Origin of the sequence: Pseudomonas phytophila, from assembly GCF_025643095.1 — a bacterium.
Classification (GTDB): Bacteria; Pseudomonadota; Gammaproteobacteria; order Pseudomonadales; family Pseudomonadaceae; genus Aquipseudomonas; species Aquipseudomonas quasicaspiana.
The window spans coordinates 1,400,305-1,418,321 of record NZ_CP081201.1; the positions used below are offsets into that span (position 1 = coordinate 1,400,305).

The 18,017-nt window shown below is 56.5% G+C and carries 15 protein-coding genes; 6 read left to right on the forward strand and 9 right to left on the reverse strand.

What is annotated here, in order from left to right:
* The first annotated feature begins 134 nt into the window (after positions 1-134).
* Positions 135-1,424 carry an MFS family transporter gene (locus K3169_RS06160; RefSeq protein WP_027900615.1) on the forward strand — a complete coding sequence of 430 codons (1,290 nt, stop codon included), beginning with the start codon at positions 135-137 and terminating at the stop codon, positions 1,422-1,424.
* Positions 1,425-1,501: 77 nt separating this feature from the next.
* Here K3169_RS06160 and adeC read toward each other — a convergent pair whose 3' ends face one another.
* The 3 genes from adeC to K3169_RS06175 are packed head-to-tail and all read right to left on the reverse strand — an operon-like array spanning position 1,502 to position 7,278.
* Positions 1,502-2,962: an AdeC/AdeK/OprM family multidrug efflux complex outer membrane factor gene (adeC, locus tag K3169_RS06165; RefSeq protein ID WP_231677787.1), complete on the reverse strand. Its 1,461-nt coding sequence runs from the start codon at positions 2,960-2,962 to the stop codon at positions 1,502-1,504.
* Positions 2,959-6,120, reverse strand: a complete 3,162-nt coding sequence (locus K3169_RS06170; RefSeq protein ID WP_231666332.1) for an efflux RND transporter permease subunit — start codon at positions 6,118-6,120, stop codon at positions 2,959-2,961. Before K3169_RS06170 ends, adeC begins: the two co-directional genes overlap by 4 nt.
* Before the next feature lie 3 nt (positions 6,121-6,123).
* Entirely contained in the window at positions 6,124-7,278 is a 1,155-nt protein-coding gene (locus K3169_RS06175) for an efflux RND transporter periplasmic adaptor subunit (protein WP_027900618.1), read from the reverse strand.
* A 249-nt stretch (positions 7,279-7,527) separates the two neighbouring features.
* On the opposite strand from K3169_RS06175, the gene K3169_RS06180 reads away from it, so the two are divergent.
* From K3169_RS06180 to K3169_RS06190, 3 genes are all read left to right on the forward strand, one after another.
* Complete coding sequence (locus tag K3169_RS06180) at positions 7,528-8,160, forward strand: TetR family transcriptional regulator (RefSeq protein WP_099268598.1); 633 nt, start codon at positions 7,528-7,530, stop codon at positions 8,158-8,160.
* A gap of 253 nt (positions 8,161-8,413) precedes the next feature.
* Positions 8,414-9,571, forward strand: a complete 1,158-nt coding sequence (locus K3169_RS06185; protein ID WP_263270622.1) for a DUF3396 domain-containing protein — start codon at positions 8,414-8,416, stop codon at positions 9,569-9,571.
* A gap of 96 nt (positions 9,572-9,667) precedes the next feature.
* Positions 9,668-10,522 carry a cache domain-containing protein gene (locus K3169_RS06190; RefSeq protein WP_099268596.1) on the forward strand — a complete coding sequence of 285 codons (855 nt, stop codon included), beginning with the start codon at positions 9,668-9,670 and terminating at the stop codon, positions 10,520-10,522.
* 139 nt (positions 10,523-10,661) lie between these two features.
* On the opposite strand, the gene K3169_RS06195 is transcribed toward K3169_RS06190, so the two are convergent.
* From K3169_RS06195 to K3169_RS06205, 3 genes are all read right to left on the reverse strand, one after another.
* Positions 10,662-12,179: an MDR family MFS transporter gene (locus tag K3169_RS06195; protein WP_263270625.1), complete on the reverse strand. Its 1,518-nt coding sequence runs from the start codon at positions 12,177-12,179 to the stop codon at positions 10,662-10,664.
* A gap of 126 nt (positions 12,180-12,305) precedes the next feature.
* Entirely contained in the window at positions 12,306-12,476 is a 171-nt protein-coding gene (locus tag K3169_RS06200) for a hypothetical protein (RefSeq protein WP_200866036.1), read from the reverse strand.
* Between the two features lie 358 nt (positions 12,477-12,834).
* Entirely contained in the window at positions 12,835-13,764 is a 930-nt protein-coding gene (locus K3169_RS06205) for an AraC family transcriptional regulator (protein ID WP_231666335.1), read from the reverse strand.
* A gap of 317 nt (positions 13,765-14,081) precedes the next feature.
* On the opposite strand from K3169_RS06205, the gene K3169_RS06210 reads away from it, so the two are divergent.
* Positions 14,082-14,411: an antibiotic biosynthesis monooxygenase family protein gene (locus K3169_RS06210; RefSeq protein WP_122708100.1), complete on the forward strand. Its 330-nt coding sequence runs from the start codon at positions 14,082-14,084 to the stop codon at positions 14,409-14,411.
* A gap of 52 nt (positions 14,412-14,463) precedes the next feature.
* On the forward strand, positions 14,464-14,703 hold the full coding sequence (locus K3169_RS06215; protein ID WP_263270628.1) for a hypothetical protein: 240 nt from the start codon (positions 14,464-14,466) through the stop codon (positions 14,701-14,703).
* On the opposite strand, the gene K3169_RS06220 is transcribed toward K3169_RS06215, so the two are convergent.
* The 3 genes from K3169_RS06220 to K3169_RS06230 form a co-directional block, all read right to left on the reverse strand.
* Entirely contained in the window at positions 14,704-15,327 is a 624-nt protein-coding gene (locus K3169_RS06220) for a flavin reductase family protein (protein WP_027898068.1), read from the reverse strand. It lies immediately after the preceding gene.
* A gap of 140 nt (positions 15,328-15,467) precedes the next feature.
* Complete coding sequence (locus tag K3169_RS06225) at positions 15,468-15,887, reverse strand: hypothetical protein (protein ID WP_027898067.1); 420 nt, start codon at positions 15,885-15,887, stop codon at positions 15,468-15,470.
* 358 nt (positions 15,888-16,245) lie between these two features.
* Positions 16,246-17,571, reverse strand: coding sequence for an MFS transporter (locus K3169_RS06230; RefSeq protein WP_027898066.1), 1,326 nt, complete (start codon positions 17,569-17,571; stop codon positions 16,246-16,248).
* Positions 17,572-18,017 lie beyond the last annotated feature (446 nt).

Consider the following 18,017-nt stretch of genomic DNA (forward strand, 5'->3'; position numbering starts at 1 on the left):
GCATTACATCCCCTAAAATCATGGCCTTCGATGGCACCTGGCCCTGCAATGGAATTCCATAAAGCTGCTTGTTGTCCCAAAACATGTTACAGCTTATGTCCTGGATGACTGTTCAGCTTTAATGGGGAAAAATAATGACAACCACGCATTACACGGGTGAAGAACGCAGCAAAAGGATCTTTGCGATTGTGGGCGCCTCCTCAGGCAATCTGGTCGAGTGGTTCGATTTCTACGTCTACGCTTTCTGCGCCATCTACTTCGCTCCGGCGTTCTTCCCGTCCGATGATCCTACCGTTCAGTTGCTCAATACCGCAGGCGTGTTCGCTGCCGGGTTCTTGATGCGGCCTATCGGTGGCTGGTTGTTTGGGCGGGTGGCTGACAAGCACGGCCGCAAGAACTCAATGATGATTGCCGTACTGATGATGTGCGGTGGCTCGTTGATGATTGCCTGTTTGCCGACCTACGCAACGATTGGCGTGTGGGCACCGGCTTTGCTGTTGCTGGCGCGACTGATTCAAGGCTTGTCGGTAGGGGGCGAGTACGGCACCACGGCGACGTACATGAGTGAAGTGGCGTTGCGCGGCCAGCGAGGCTTTTTCGCCTCGTTCCAGTACGTGACGTTGATCGGCGGGCAACTGCTGGCGGTGCTTACCGTCGTAATCATGCAACAGTTTCTCAGCACTGAAGAGCTGCGAGCCTACGGCTGGCGCATTCCGTTCGTGATCGGTGCGGTTGCAGCGGTGATCTCGCTGCTGTTGCGTCGCTCGCTTGAGGAAACCACCACTGCTGAAATGCGTCAGGACAAGGACGCCGGGAGCATCAGCGCACTGTTTCGCGATCATAAGGCTGCGTTCATCACAGTATTGGGCTACACCGCAGGCGGCTCGCTGATTTTCTACACCTTCACCACGTACATGCAGAAGTACCTGGTGAACACGGGTGGCATGGATCCCAAGACCGCCAGTTACATCATGACCGGCGCTCTGTTCCTGTACATGTGCATGCAGCCGCTGTTCGGCATGCTGGCCGACAAGATCGGTCGCCGTAACTCGATGCTGTGGTTCGGCGCTCTGGGTACGCTTTGTACGGTGCCGATCCTGATGACATTGAAAACCACGACCAGTCCTTTCCTGGCTTTTCTGCTCATCACCTGTGCGCTGGCAATCGTGAGCTTTTACACCTCCATCAGCGGTCTGGTGAAAGCCGAAATGTTCCCTCCGCAAGTTCGTGCGCTGGGAGTCGGTCTGGCGTACGCAGTGGCTAACGCGGTATTTGGTGGCTCCGCAGAATTTGTTGCACTGAGCCTGAAAAATCAGGGCATGGAGAACAATTTCTATTGGTACGTGACGATCATGATGGCCGTCGCGTTTCTGTTCAGCCTGCGCCTGCCCAAGCAACCGGCGTATCTGCATCACGATCACTGATAAATCACTTTCTCTGACTCAATAAAAAACCCACCGATGAGGTGGGTTTTTTATTGAGTCGCTTATCAGAACAGGGGTCAGAACAACTGAACTGTTGGCTTCTCTTTGTCGATCGGTTTGGCCTGTCCGGTTTGCTCATACCAACCACCGCCGAGGGCCTTGTACAGGTTGACCTCGCTGGTGAGTTGGGAGAGACGGTCGGTGATCAGCGATTGTTGTGCGCTGAACAGCGAGCGTTGAGCATCAAGGAACGTCAGGTTGCTGTCGATCCCGATCCGGTAGCGACGCTCGGCCAGACGATAGTAGTCCTGGTTGGCGTTGACGAAATCACGCTGAGCTTGCAACTGCTCGTTGTAAGTTTTGCGCGAGGCCAGGCCGTCAGAGACTTCCTGGAAGGCGGTCTGAATCGCCTTCTCGTAGTTGGCGACGCTGATCTCTTTCTGGATTTTTGAATAATCCAGGCTGGCGCGCAGGCTACCGGCGTTGAAGATCGGAATGTTGATGCTTGGCTGGAACAACCAGGTACCCGAACCGCCGTTGAACAGACCGGAAAGATCCGGGCTGATCGTACCGGCATTGGCTGTCAGGCTGATGCTGGGGAAGAACGCAGCACGGGCCGCGCCGATATTGGCATTGGCAGCCTGCAAGGTGTGCTCGGCTTGCAGAATATCCGGACGACGCTGCAGCAGGTCAGAAGGCAGGCCCGCCGGCAAAGCGCTCAACAGGTCGGCACTCAAAGGCTGAGCGGGCGGCAGATTGTCTGGCAGGTTAGTACCCAGCAACAGGGTCAGGTTGTTCTGATCCTGAGCGACCTGACGCTGGTAGCGCGCCAGAGCCACTTTGGCGCTCTCCACCGAGGTGCGTGCCTGGCTCAGATCCAGCGCCGACGAGACGCCCACTTCGTTGCTACGGGAAGTCAGACGCAGACTTTCTTCGTAGGTCTTGAGTGTTTCTTCGGTCAGCTTGAGCAGTTCTTTATCGGCCTGCCAGGTCATATAGGCATTGGCGACGTTGGCCACCAGGCTGATCTGCGTGCTGCGACGTGCTTCTTCGCTGGAGAAGTAAGTCTGCAAGGCTTGCTCGCTCAGGCTGCGAACCCTGCCGAACAAATCCAGCTCATAGGCGCTGACGCCTAGCGTTGCCGAATACTGGCTGCTGATACGCGACTCACCGGTAGTCGACAGGTCAGCGGGCAAGCGCTGGCGGCTGCCACTGCCATCGGCAGAAACAGCCGGGAACAGATCAGCACGCTGAATGCGGTACTGGGCGCGGTAGGCGTCGATGTTCAGCGCCGCGACACGCAGGTCGCGGTTGTTGACCAGCGCCGTCTGGATCAGCTGTTGCAAGGCCGGGTCATGGAAAAACTGACGCCAGCCCTGTTCGGCTGCCGCGACGTTCGCCGCTTCAGTCGGCGAGTAAGCCGGACCTTGCGGGTACTGCGCCGCGACCGGAGCCGCAGGTTGCTTGTATTCAGGGATCAGCGAGCAACCACTGAGGATGACCGCAGTGACTGCCAGGGAGATCAGGGACTTGCTCATTGGCCAGCCTCATCATGTGAGATTTGTTTCTCGTGTTCCTTGTCGTACTTGCTCTTGAACATCGACGACACGGCAACGTAGAACATTGGGACCCAGAAAATTGCCAGGACGGTGGCGGTGATCATACCGCCGATTACGCCTGTACCGATTGCGTGCTGGCTACCCGAACCGGCACCGCTGGAGATCGCCAGCGGTACTACGCCGAGGATGAACGCCATGGAGGTCATGATGATCGGGCGCAGACGCATGCGGCAGGCTTCCATCGCCGCATCCACCAGACTCTTGCCCTGTTCATGCAACTCTTTGGCAAACTCGACAATCAGGATCGCATTCTTCGCCGCCAGACCGATGGTCGTCAACAAGCCAACCTGGAAGAACACGTCGTTGGACAGGCCTCTCAGACTGGTTGCCATAAGGGCACCGATGATACCCAGCGGTACAACGAGCATGACCGCAATCGGAATCGACCAGCTTTCATACAGTGCTGCCAGACAGAGGAACACGACCAGCATCGACAGGGCATACAGCGCAGGTGCCTGAGAGCCGGACAAACGTTCTTCGAAGGACAGACCGGTGAAGGCGTAACCGATACCTGCTGGCAGTTTCTTGGCAATGGCTTCGACTTCCGCCATGGCTTGACCCGAGCTGTAACCCGGAGCCGGTGTACCGAGAACTTCCATTGCTGCTACGCCGTTATAACGCGACAGCTTCGGCGAACCGTAAATCCACTCGCCTTTGGCAATGGCAGACAGCGGCACCATGGTTCCGGCGTCATTACGCACGTACCACTTGCCCAGATCTTCAGGCGTCATGCGGCTGGCCGCTTCACCCTGCACGTACACTTTCTTCACCCGACCACGGTCGATGAAGTCGTTGACGTAGCTGCCACCCAGTGCGATGGACAAGGTCTGGTTGATGTTCGACAAAGTAATGCCCAGAGCACTGGCTTTTTCGTCATCGACGGTGAGCTGATACTGCGGCTCATCGCCCAGGCCGTTAGGGCGTACGCCTGCAAGAATCTTGCTTTGCGCCGCCATGCCGAGGAACTGGTTGCGTGCCTCAAGCAGCTTGTCGTGGCCTACACCGCCCTGGTCCTGCAGGTAAACGTCGAAACCGGTTGCGTTACCCAGTTCGAGTACCGAAGGTGGAACTACGGCGTACACCATCGCATCCCGGAAAGAGAAGAAGTGTGCCTGAGCACGCTCGGCGATCTTGAACACGGTGTTTTCCGAGTCACGCTCGCCCCACGGCTTGAGCATGACGAACGCAAGGCCCGAGCTCTGACCACGACCGGCGAAGTTGAAGCCGTTGACGCTGAACACCGAGTTCACGCCTTTGCCTTCACCGTTCTCTTTGTCGAGCAGGAAGGTACGCATATCGTCGATGACTTTCTGCGTACGCTCTGCGGACGAGCCTGCCGGGGTCTGAACCTGAGCGAAAATCACGCCCTGGTCTTCTTCCGGCAGGAACGCGCTCGGGATGCGAGTGAACAGGAAGATCATGCCCGCAACGATAAGCAGATAGACGCCGAACGCTGGCAGCTTGTGAGTCACCATACGCTTCACGCCGCGCTCATAGCTGTTTACGCCACGATCAAACGTGCGGTTGAACCAGCCGAAGAAGCCTTTTTTCGGTTGGCCGTGCTTTTCCGGATCGATCGGCTTGAGCATGGTGGCGCACAGCGCCGGGGTGAAGATCAATGCAACCAGAACCGACAGGGCCATCGCCGAAACAATGGTGATCGAGAACTGTTTATAAATAACCCCTGTAGACCCCCCGAAGAACGCCATTGGCAGCAGTACCGCCGAGAGCACCATGGCGATACCCACCAGTGCGCCCTGGATCTGCCCCATGGATTTCTTGGTCGCCTCTTTGGGCGACAAGTGCTCTTCGGCCATGACCCTCTCGACGTTTTCCACCACCACGATGGCGTCGTCCACCAGAAGTCCGATGGCCAGAATCATCCCGAACATGGTCAGGGTGTTAATCGTGAATCCGAACGCCGCAAGGATGCCGAACGTACCCAGCAGTACCACCGGAACCGTCATCGTCGTAATGACGGTGGCGCGGAAGTTTTGCAGGAACAGGTACATCACCAGGAACACCAGCACGATCGCTTCGATCAGGGTGTCAACTACGCCCGAAATCGATTCGGTCACGGTTGGGGTGGTGTCGTACGGGTAAACCACTTTCATGCCAGGCGGAAAGAAAGGTTCCAGGTTTGCGACGGTGGCGCGAATTGCCTTGGCGGTGTCCAGAGCGTTGGCGCCGGAGGCCAGTTTGATCGCCATACCGGAAGCAGGGTTGCCGTTGAACTGGGCATCAATGCTGTAGTTCTGGCCACCCAGCTCAATACGAGCCACGTCACGCAGACGTACTTGCGAACCGTCGGTGTTGACCTTGAGCAGAATGTTGCCGAATTGCTCAGGAGTTTGCAGACGCGTCTTGCCAATAATCGTAGCGTTCAGCTGAGTGCCGGGCAGGGCAGGCAGACCGCCCAGTTGGCCGGTGGCGATCTGTACGTTCTGTGCAGAAATCGCCGTGCTCACATCAACCGGTGTCATCTGGAAGTTGTTGAGCTTGGCGGGGTCCAGCCAGATACGCATGGCGTACTGTGAACCGAACACCTGGAAGTCGCCCACACCGGAGGTCCGGGAAATCGGGTCCTGGATGTTGGAAACGATGTAGTTGGACAAGTCTTCCCGGGTCAGACCGCTGCCATCTTCGGCGACCAGGCCGATAACCAGCAGGAAGTTTTTAACCGACTTGGTAACGCGCAGGCCCTGTTGCTGTACTTCTTGCGGCAGCAGCGGGGTGGCGAGGTTGAGCTTGTTCTGGACCTGAACCTGAGCGGTATCCGGGTTGGTACCCTGATTGAAGGTCACAGTGATGGTCATGCTGCCGTCGGAGTTACTGTCCGAGGAAACATAACGCAGGTTATCAATACCGTTGAGCTGTTGCTCAATGATCTGAACCACGGTGTCTTGCACAGTCTGCGCCGAAGCACCTGGGTAGGTAACCTGGATATCAATAGCTGTAGGGGCAATGGCCGGGTACTGGTTGATCGGTAGTTTCAGGATCGAAAGCGTACCCACCAACATGATCACCAGGGCTAATACCCAGGCGAAAATGGGGCGGTCGATAAAGAATTTAGACATCGGTTACTCACCTTTGCCAGTGGCGGCAGGGGCGGACTCAGCGGACTGGGCTGGCGTGAGGTTGGTCGCTTCCTTGACCGTCACTTGCGCGCCTGGCTTGACGAATTGCAGACCTTCAGTGATGACGCGATCACCCGGTTCCAGACCTTTTTCGATCAACCAGTAAGCGCCTGAAGTACGGTTGGCGATGAGTTCACGCTGCTCAACCTTGTTGTCTTTGTTGACCACCAGGGCAGATGGCTTGCCGCGCATGTCACGGGTCACGCCTTGCTGTGGAGCAAGGATGGCTTCGCTTTTCATGCCCGCCTGCAGCTGAGCGTGAACAAACATACCCGGCAACAGGGTGTGATCAGGGTTAGGGAACACCGCACGCAGGGTCACGGAGCCAGTCGCCTGGTCTACCGACACTTCGGAGAACTCCAGTTTGCCCGGCTTGCTGTATTCGCTTCCGTCTTCAAGGGTCAGCTTGACCGTTGCAGCGTTGTCACCGGCCTTCTGCAGCTTGCCGGACTCCAGGTCGCGACGCAGCTTGAGCATCTCAGTGGAAGACTGGGTCACGTCAACATAGATCGGGTCCAACTGCTGGATCGTCGCCATGGCATTGGTCTGACCGCTGGTAACCAGTGCGCCCTCAGTTACATCGGAACGCCCGATACGGCCGGAAATAGGGGCCATTACCTTGGTGTAACGCAGGTTGATCTGAGCGGTTTGCAACGTGGCCTGCGCTTCCTGGCTTGAGGACAGCGCAGTGTCGTATTCCTGACGGCTTACGGCTTGCTCGTTGACCAGTTGCTTGTAGCGATCAGCAAGAGACTTGGCCGATTGCAATGTCGCCTTGGCGCTGTTGGCCGTGGCTTCGTACAGCGCTGGATCAATCTGATACAGCTGCTGGCCGGCTTTCACGTCGGCGCCTTCCGTAAACAGGCGCTTGAGAATGATGCCGTTGACCTGTGGCCGTACTTCGGCGATGCGATAGGCCGTGGTGCGACCCGGCAGTTCCGATGTCAGGGTGTAGGGTTGAGCTTTGATGGTAACGACGCCGACCTGAGGAGGTGCAGCTGCAGGAGCTGCGGCTTCTTCCTTTTTACTGCATCCACTGAGCAGTGTTGCCAGGGCGACGGCAGTGACCAGTACGGTAACAGCTGGCTTGAATTGCATGAAGATCCTCGGGTCAGGAGCCTGGGTGCTCAAGAAAAGTGAAAGGGTGTGAAAAATTCTGGCTGGATAAGTAGTAGGCTAATGAATATACTTACATTCACGGTTGTTTGTAAATACCCAGTTCTGCGTCTGTAAGCCGCGCCTGCTGGGGATTGCAGGTTCGGGACAAGGCAATACAAATGCCGCCCGGTTTTGCTTCAGAGCCACATGATTCGTGGCGTGCGGCATTTTCAATGAGGTTTTACTGCCATGGTCCGTCGTACCAAAGAGGAAGCTCAGGTTACCCGTAGTCAGATTCTCGAGGCCGCTGAGAAAGCGTTCTACGAGAGAGGCGTTGCGCGTACGACTCTGGCGGATATCGCATCCTTGGCGGGCGTGACCCGCGGCGCAATTTACTGGCACTTCAGTAACAAGGCGGATCTGGTGCAGGCGATGCTCGACAGCATCCAGGAACCACTGGAAGAGATGGCCCTTGCAAGCGAAAGCGAGGACGAGGCCGATCCGTTGGGTTGCATGAAAAAACTGCTGATTCATTTGTTTCATGAAATTACACAGGACCCGAAAACGCGGCGCATTAATGAGATTCTGTTTCATAAATGCGAATTCACCGATGAAATGTGCGACTTTCGCCAGCAGCGTCAGGTCAACGCACTGGAGTGCAATGACCGGATCGGCCTGGCGTTGAGCAACGCCGTCCGTAAAGGGCAACTGCCTGCAGATCTGGACACCGTCCGTGCGTCCATCGCCCTTCATGCCTATATCGACGGCATGCTCGGCCAGTGGCTGCTGGTCCCTGACAGCTATTCCCTCAGCGACAGGGCCGAGAAATGGGTAGATGCCGGTCTGGACATGCTGCGCCTTAGCCCTGCACTACGCACCTGAAACTTCTGTCAGATTCCCGCCCAGCGGCTGTATCTTCAGTGAAGCAGGCCGTGACTGCCCAGTCATTTTACCCAATGCTTACAAATTGGCGTAATGCCACTATCGCTTTTGGGCATTAAAAGCGTGCGGCAGAGGCTAAATTTGTAGGATTTGAGTAGGACGCTTCTTGAAGTGTGTAGCTGATTTCCCAAATTGATTTCCCCGTATTGTTCCTCCTTGAAACTCCCTTCACTCTTGCGTCGCATTCTTGTTTATGGAAGACCGGGAGAATAAAAACGTGTTGCAAACCGTATCTGAAGCACAAGGGATTCTCGGAAGGCTCAAGTACCAGGCGGACCAGTTTCTGACCGACGCTGCACAATGCAGACCAGCCGCCCGACTCGGGCTCATGACCACGTTGTATTTTAAGCAAGGCCACACGCCGAAGACCCGGCAACGGGTCGAAGAATGTTTCACGCATTTTTACGATACGTTTCGGTCCGTACTTGATTGGCAGTCCTACCAGCGGCTTCGAAAACTGTCGCCCAGCAGTTTCTCCATTTGTAGAAGGCAGGTGCTTGATAGCTCGCCGGACGAGCCGCTGCTGTGGTCGATTTCCAGCGCCCGACCCGTGGAGGCTGCTACTCACTGCATGTCGGTGATGGCGCCGCCCGAGAGTCAGGCGGCGACCGATCATTCTTGCCTGAAAATGCTGCTGCCGTGGTCCTTATTGATGGACCGGGACGGTGCCAGGGTTTATGAGGGCTGGGTCAAATACCTGTGCAATCAGATCGAGGCCGAGCATGGTTACGGCGGGCTGGTGTGTGTTCTGCCCGGTGATGGTCTCAGGTACCTGCCATTGGAATACCGGTTGGCGCAGGACTACATCGGCCTGATGGTCGACGCCGGGCCGCACATGGAAAGCCTGCGCTTGCTGGATCGTATCAAGGGAGTCAGTTGGTACAGCATTCTGGGAAACCGTTTTGTTAGTCAGTTGGGAGGTAGCGACCGGTTGCGCAGGGTACTCAGTGCTCACAGTGATGTCGTTTTTCAAACCTATGAAAGCGGCCTGATGATTCGCGCCGGTGTTCTACCGGCGTTGGGTGGCAAGGGCGAGGGCCCTTCGAATGCCTACATGGCGGTCAATAAAGTGCTCAAGCCAATCCGGGTGCAGGACACAGGTTGCCTTCATCCATGCCCGGGTCGCGGCATCGGTTTTACCGAGCAATCTACCGCGCAGTGGTATGCACGCTTCGACGAAAAACCCATGGCCTCGGTGCGCGCAGGTCAGCCTTGCCCGCAGACCGGGCACTGGTTCAGCAGCGCCATGGCACGCTCCCGGCGTTTTTTCAACAAAGGTGACGTCATGCCTGCTTTCGAGCACCTTAAAGCCGAACGGACGCAGTGGTTCTGGACTGATGTCAGCGGCTAGCGAGATGGCGCTGACGACCCCTTTCTCATGAATGATTCTGCATTAGCAGGCGCTTGACTAAGCTTTGCGCAGACCTATAAAAAGAAGGGGCCAGTCATGCAGTTTTCGCCACGCGGTATCGGTGTTGTCCTGGGGTTTCTATGTTCTGCCTGGCTTGGTCAGGCAGGGGCTGGCGTCGAAAGCCCTGAGCAGGGGCCAGCTGCCAGAGCGCTGCTGGAGAAGGCTGTGACCCGCTATCAGGAGGCCGGTGACAAGGCATTTGCCGAGTTCAGTCGGCAGGGCGAGTTTGTTGATGGCGAGCGCTATGTGTTCGTCGTCGACACCCACGGCGTCATGCTTGCCAGCGGTGGGCCTTCAGTGGTTTTGATTGGCCGCGATGTCTCCCAGGTGCTTGAGCCCGATCTGCAAAAAGCATTCAAGGATGTGTTGCACACCCCTGAGAGCAAAGGTATCCAGCAAGCCGAGTATCGTTGGCAAAACTGGGCTGACGGCAAGGTTGAGCGCAAGAGGGTTTACTTCCAGCGGATTGGCGAGCGCATCCTTGCGGTGGGTTATTACGTGCCTCGAGCATCGCCTGAACAAGCCAGAGCGTTGCTGGATAAGGCGGTGAGCGAACTCGGTCGTGACCAGAAGGGCACTCTGACCGCAATCAACAGCCTGCGAGGAGGATTTCTGCAGGATGACCTGTACGTGTTTGTCGTCGATCTGCACAGCAAGCGTTATGTGGCGCATGGCACCAATCTGCGGCTGATCAATACCGACTTTCGCAAGGTAAAAGACCCTGAGGGCAAACCCGTTGGCGAACCGATGCTCGCGCTGATTGAAAAGCAGGACGCCGCCGAATACGAATACCGCTGGCGAAACCCGGTAACCGGCAAGGTGGAAAACAAGCATGCGTATGCGCGCAGGGTTGGGGATTACCTGGTGGCGGTGGGGTATTACAGCCAATAAGCAGTAGCTTTCACACACTCTGTGTGGAAGCGAATTCATTTGCGAAGGTGATCTGTCAGAACAGGATTTTTAACCCTTTCGCGAATGAATTTGCTCCCACAGAAAAACATCTCAGGTTAAGTGATTTGGTGTTCTTGGCTCAGCTCTCCCTGTGTTCCCTCCCTCGCAACAGGTTATCCGGCATTGCCAGTGCGGCAGCCAGGCCCAGCAGTGAGATTGCAGCGCTGACGGTCATCAGGTGGCGGAATGTTATCGACAGTTGATCGCGCAGGATTTGCAGAGCCGGGCCGCTGGCGGCGTTGAGACTGTCCATCAGCACATTGCCGGATGCGCCTTCACCACCGATTGCGCCAGCACCAGCCAGCCCGGTACCACCAAATTCGGTGCCTTGCAGCATCGCCAGCAACAGTGCCGACATCAGCGCTACACCTACCGCGCCACCCAGAGAGCGGAACAGGTTAGTGGTGCTGGTCGCCACGCCCATGTCGTGCTTCGCTACCGAGTTTTGCGTCCCCACCAGTGACGTCGGGAACTGCATACCGCTGGCGATCCCCGTCAACACCATGAACAGACTGGTCAGCAGCAACGATTGCGGGTCGGTAAACGCCATGCCGAGAATCGCCATCGGCATCAACATCGCGCCGGTGAGGATCATGGGCTTGTAGCGCCCGGTCAACGAAGTCCGACGGCCTGCAAAGAAAGCGCCCATGGGCATGCCAATCGCCAGTGGTAAAAGGTGCAGCGCGGCGCTGTCGGCACCGCCGCCGGTGACCGTCTGATAACGCAGCGGCACCAGCACGATCAGCGAAATCGCCTGGAAGCTGGTGAAGAAAATCGTGCACCAGCAGAGCACTGCGCTGCGGTTGGCGAACAGATGCATCGGCAGCAACGGTTCGACTGCACGGCGCTCGTACCAGGCGAAAAAGATCAGCGCCAGCAATGCGACACCCAGCAGTGTCAGCACCTGTTGATCCCGCCAGCTGTGGCCCTGGCCTATTTCAGTGATACCCAGCAACAGCGCAGTCAGGCCGACGATCATCAGCACCGTGCCCAGGTAATCGATGATGGGTTTGCGTTGCGGGACAGGCAGGCCAAGCAAGGTGCGTTTGGCAAACCACCAGGCGATCAAGCCCATTGGCAGATTGATCAGGAACACCCAGCGCCAGGACAGATACTGGGTCATGACCCCACCCAGTACCGGTCCGGCCACACTGGCCAGCGCATACATGCCACTGAAATAGCCCTGATAGCGGCCTCGCTCCCGGGGCGGTACCAGGTCACCAATGATCGCCTGACTGACTGAAACCATGCCGCCTGCACCAATGCCCTGAATGACCCGCGCAAGCACCAGTTGCTCCATGCTTTGCGCAATGCCGCAGAACAACGATGCCAAGGTGAAAAGCCCCAGCCCGAAGAGCATCAATTTGCGTCGGCCATACAAGTCGCCCAGCTTGCCGTAGATCGGCACGGCCACGGTAAGGGCCACCATGTAGGCGGAAATCACCCAGGCCAACAGGTCGAAATCATTGAACTGGGTTGAAATGGCAGGAATCGAGACGGCAACAATCGTCTGATCCAGAGCGCTGAGGAATACGGCCATCATCAATGCGTATAGAACGCTACGGATTGAAGGCGTGGTGTGGGGAAGACTGGTCAAGGCAGAACCTGATCGACAGTAATATCCGCCGAATGCCGACGGGGAGTGCAATCAGTCTAAGCCGATAGCTCCCTAATCGATAGCTGCCTTATGCATTTCTGGTGACTTAAACGCTTCAGCGTTATCTCATCGCAATGCGCTGAATGTTGCAGTGCTGGGGACGCAATGACCGAAGCTGCAAGTCGCGACTTGTGGCGCCTGACGAGCCAGTTCGTTGCGATAGACACCCGCTGCATACACCGCGATGACGGCACTGATACTCAAGACGGTGACGCATTTTTTTATTTTTATGTTCATGTCGCTTTCCTCGTTCCAACTACTTGGCAGTTCAGGAAGGATTAAAGCGAGTGTAGGGCAGGGGCGCTGGAGTCGTAGGACAGAATTGATCTATTGGATATGGCGTATTGCCTTAAAAGTTATAGCGTCTTTAACCATCAACCACTTTCCCCTGTAGGAGTCGGTCCCGGTGTCTCTTACCCCTCGCTGTCGCTAAGCAAATGGATAACCCGGTAGGAGCCAACTTGTTGGCGAGACGTCGGGCCTGCATCGTGAGAAATGCCGCTTCGCCAACAAGTTGGCTCCTACAGGGTCTGCGTTTCAAATCCATTATTGAAGTGATGTTTGATGGGCGGGAACGAGTGTGTGGCGAGCAGCACTAAACAGTCGCCCGCAACCGCGCCAGATCCCGAAGCGGCGGGGCGCCGAACAGGCGGCTGTATTCACGGCTGAATTGCGATGGGCTTTCGTAGCCTACCCTGTAGCCCGCCGCCGACGCGTCGAGCCCATCTGCCAGCATCAAGCGTCGTGCCTCCTGAAGCCGCAACTGCTTCTGGTACTGCAACGGACTCATTGCCGTTACGGCCTTGAAGCGATGGTGCAGGGTTGAAACGCTGAGGTTCACCTCCCTGGCCAGTTCTTCAATGCGCAAGGGCTCGGTGAAATTCTGGTTGAGCCACCGAATCGCCTGGGTCACGCGATGAGTCTGGCAGCTGGTGATGGCGATTTCGTAAAGGCGGTGACCCTGGGGGCTGCGCAAAAGGCGATAAAGGATTTCGCGTTTGATCAGCGGCGCAAGCATCGCGATGTCTTTCGGGCTGTCGAGCAAACGTGACAGACGTAGCACTGCATCCAGCAGTTGGGTGTCGATTCTTTCTATGTAAAGGCCGCGTCCGCTAGGTCGGGTCGGAACACTCATCGGCCCGGCTTCTGCGATCAGCGCATTGATATCCGCGGGGTCGATGTCCAGTCGCAAGGCCAGATTAGGATTTTCCGGCGTCGCGTGAAGGATCCTGCCGCTTAGCGGCAATGCGACAGACAGCACCAGATAGTTCAGGGGGTCGTAGGTGTAGGTCTCATCGCCGAGGCGCACTTCCTTGCTGCCGTGGGCGAACAGGCACAGTGCGGGCTGGACCAGGCTGGGCAGCGATTGCGCCGGGCTTTCATAGCGCACCATGTGCAGCGGCGAAATAGCCGTCTGGAACGAGCCTTCGGTAGGGGCGAACCGGCGAACCAGATCAGCCAGCTCGATTCGCTGCTTCTCCAGGTCCTCGCTGAGCGGTTCTTTGAGTGGCTGGAGTGGCTGCATGGGCGAGTCCTTTAATCCTTTATTGATGTGCCCAGCTTATTTTTGTGCAAGCCAAAGCACTACCCGATTCCTGCGAGATGATTGCCTGATCCTGCCAGAGTGCGTATCCCGGGCTGCTAAACCGGATCCAGGATTGCCTGGTGCTGCGTGGGAATTCTCTTTGCTGATCATCTTGCTTCTGAGGGGTTTTTCACAGCGCTGCAGGATCAGGCAAGAAGCCAACAGTAACTGACTAACGACCATTGCGCTAAGCCTCTAATCTCGGTTCCTGTCGCCGTACCCCTGATAATCATCCTGCAGACAAAGGAGCCATGACCATGCCTCAGTCATCACCCGTGAGCCATCTGGTTTTCGCCCGCGCCAGGACTGGTCAGAGCGAACAACTGGGCGAGCGCCTGCGCTGCCTGATCGAGCCTTCACGCATGGCCGACGGTTGCTTGAGCTTCGCGTTAAAGAACTCGCTGAAGGACCCTGATCTGTGGCTGATTTCCGGTTACTGGACCAGTGAAGATGCAATGAACCGCTGGCTGACCACCCCCGAGTTGCAAGTGTTCTCCGACGTTATGCAGACCTATATGGTCAGCAGCCTGGATTTCCATACTTTCGCTACGCAGGCTGAAGCCGAACAGCTGATGCAAGCGGTTTGAGCGCCGTCGGTTTAGAATCCCCTGCTTTAAGTCACAGGCAGGATCTGCACCCATGGCACGTATAGAACTCAATGGCTTCGAAGCTGTTTCCGCGGTTGTTCCGGGCGAGGGTGGCTACAGCGCCGCCATTGCAGTAAAAGGCCTGGGTGCAGGTGGTGCACCGGTATTCAACCGGGTGCTGCCAGAGCAGAAATTCAAGACCGCCCATGAAGCCGACGTTGCAGCCAGTGCCGAGCTGAACCGCTTGATCGACATCGATGCTGAGGGCGGCCTTTCATTTCAGGCTCACTGATCAGGCTTTGGGACGGTGCATCTTGAACAGCGCTTCAGGGCCTAGCTGGAAGTAATCCGCCGGGCCGCCGCCACGCAGGATCGGTTCGCCCGCTGCGGTGTCGTAGATTCCGTCCTTCAGCAGCGATTTAGCGATGTGCACCGCTACTACCTCGCCAAGAATCAACCAGCTGGGCACGACTTCCTTGTCGGCGCGCTGTAACTGGATGATCTGGGTCACCTTGCATTCGAACGAAACTGGCGTCTCCTTCACGCGCGGCACCGCCACGATTTGCGATGCCAGTGGCGTCAGGTTCGCCAGTTCGAATTCGCTGACATCCGCAGCAACGGGCGCGCAGCTCTGATTCATGGCTTCGGCCAGCGAACGCGTGGCCAGATTCCAGACAAACTCGCCGGTCTGCTCGATGTTATTAAGGCTGTCTTTGCGGCCAACGCTGCAAAAGCCAATGATCGGGGGGATGTAGTTGAAGGCGTTGAAAAAGCTGTACGGCGCCAGGTTCAGCTTGCCGTCAGCATCCTGCGAAGAAATCCAACCGATAGGGCGGGGGCCCACGATGGCGTTGAACGGGTCGTGAGGCAGGCCGTGGCCGAGAGAAGGTTCGTAAGAGTAGATATCGTCTGACATGGGCTAATCCTGTTGGCCTGCGCGGCGCATGAAAAGATGCGTCTATAGTGCCTGACAATTTATAGCGCCTGACAGTTTCGCGTGGTTCAAAAACGATTAAGCCCGGCACTGGGCCGGGCTAAAGGGAACACGTCGAGCTGTTATACCCGACGGTTTGCACCTACGCGGTCTGCGCCATCAGCGGCCAGACGATTAGCACCCACATGGTCAGCGCCGTCGGAGGTCAGACGATTTGCGCCAACACGGTCAGCACCGTCTTCAGCCAGACGATTAGCACCTACATGGTCTGCGCCATCAGCGGCTTGGCGATTAGGACCTACGCGATCAGCACCGTCTTCAGCCAAACGATCTGCGCCGATCTGGTCAGTGTTGACGGCGGCCTGACGGATGCTGCCAACGTTAGTGTGTACGGAACCGCCTTCAGCAACTGTCAGCGTCGAAGACTGCTCGATTGCATTAGTGTGATCGTTGCCTGGCAGGCTAGGCATTTGTGGTGAAGCGAAAGCGCTCGAAGCCAGAACAGAGAAGGCAAGACCAAAAATCAGTTTGTTGGTTTTCATGATTGTTACTCCAGTAATCGAATGGGTTGTCAGTTCGGTATGGAGTGAATGCTACGCGCCTGAAATTTATTCAGAAGTGAATAGCAGTGCTAACGACCATCGCTATAAATGATAGTAGGCCGTAAGGCGCGATTTTCGGGCTTTGCAGGACTGCTTGCCTCGGAGTGGTGCAATTCTCTGAAAAACTTTGTAATAAACCCACTTGACAAAATCATATAGTCATTATTATTGCCATTTTTGTAGGGTTTTTAGCCAGGGATTGCACTGATATCGTTAGTGTTAGTTGCGAGTCGCTCTCATTAAAAAGGGCAGACACACTGAATGTGGCTGCCCTTCATCATTACCGCTGATATGAATCTCAGTCAGTTTCAATCCGCGAGTGCTTGCGGGTGTCCTTCATGAACACATAAACCAGCAGCGAACAGGCGATACAGGCGGTGACGTACCAGTAGTAGCCGGTTTCCATGCCAATACTCTTGAACCAAAGCGCTATGTACTCAGCGGTGCCGCCAAAGATCGAGACGGTCAGTGCGTAGGGCAAACCTACACCCAGGGCGCGAATCTCGGTCGGGAACAGCTCGGCTTTTACCACTGCGTTAATCGAGGTGTAGCCACTGACGATGATCAGCGCCGCCATGATCAGGAAGAACGCACCCCACCAGGACTGGATCGTGTGCAAGGTGGTCAGGATCGGCACCGTGCACAACGTACCCATCACACCGAAGGCGATCAGGATTGGCCGACGACCGATCTTATCGGATAGAGCCCCCACCAGCGGTTGAATCACCATGAACAGAAACAACGTGGCAGCCGAGATAGTGGTGGAGTCGCTGATGCTCATGCCGACCGTGTTCACCAGATACTTCTGCATGTACGTGGTGTAGGTGTAGAAAGCCAGTGTACCGCCCATGGTCAGGCCGACCACGGTCATCAGCTCCTTGGGGTGGCGCATCAAGGTGCGCATCAGGCTTTCTTTTGGCTTTTCCTTCTTGGCGCGGGTGAACGATTCAGTCTCTTCCATGCCACGACGCAGGAACAGCGCAACCACCGCACAGAGTGCGCCGATCACGAACGGCACGCGCCAGCCCCACGAGTACAGTTGCTCGGTGGTGAGCGTCTGTTGCAGCACGATCAGCACGGCCAGTGCGATGAGCTGGCCGGAAATCAGCGTCACATACTGAAAGCTGGAGAAGAAGCCACGGCGTTCCTTGGTTGCCATTTCACTGAGGTAGGTCGCCGAAGTGCCGTACTCGCCACCGACTGAAAGACCCTGCAGCAAGCGGGCAAATACCAGAAGGATCGGAGCCCCGACGCCGATGACTTCATAGCCCGGGGTCAATGCGATGATCAGGGAGCCAAAACACATCAGCAGTACAGACGCCATCAGCGCTGCCTTACGGCCCTTACGGTCGGCGTACAGACCCATCAGCCAGCCGCCAATCGGGCGCATCAGGAAGCCTACGGCGAAGATGGCAGCGGTGTTGAGCAGTTGTGCGGTGGTGTCGCCCTTGGGGAAAAAGGACTTGGCGAAGTACAGGGAGAAAGCAGCGTAGACGTACCAGTCATACCACTCGACCATGTTGCCGACCGAGCCGCTGAAAATGGATTTGAGACGGGTTGAGGTGGTTTTTTCGGCCGCTGGAGCGTTGGCCGACCCTTTGGAAGCAGAGTTGGGAATGTCCATCATATTCCTTGTTATTCATTGTTTTTGGAATGGCACGTCAATGCGCGCCTTGATATGGCTATAGCAGGAGCTGTGCCATATGAGGAAAGGCCGGTTTAGAGGGGGTGAGATATGAGCGGTGAGCGGAAATCCGCTTACTGATGGTGTTGGGGTGAGCGGAAAATTGCCGATTTGTGAGTCGCTTAATCTTTTTTGAGATCACTATGCCGTCGGCAGTTAGCTGGATATTGGACCTGGAGCTAACGAGCAACGTGATGTAGCGATTTACACTTTACCTGGTACTCCGCCGGGATCTTTGTGGGAGCCGAGCTTGCTCGCGATAAACGATAACGCGGAACGGCTTATAGGTGCGTCTCATGCATCGCGGGCAAGCCTCGCTCCCACAGGGGATGGGTTCAATCTAGAAGATTGCATTTAGTTCGACAGTAGCCGCATCAGCCCGGGCA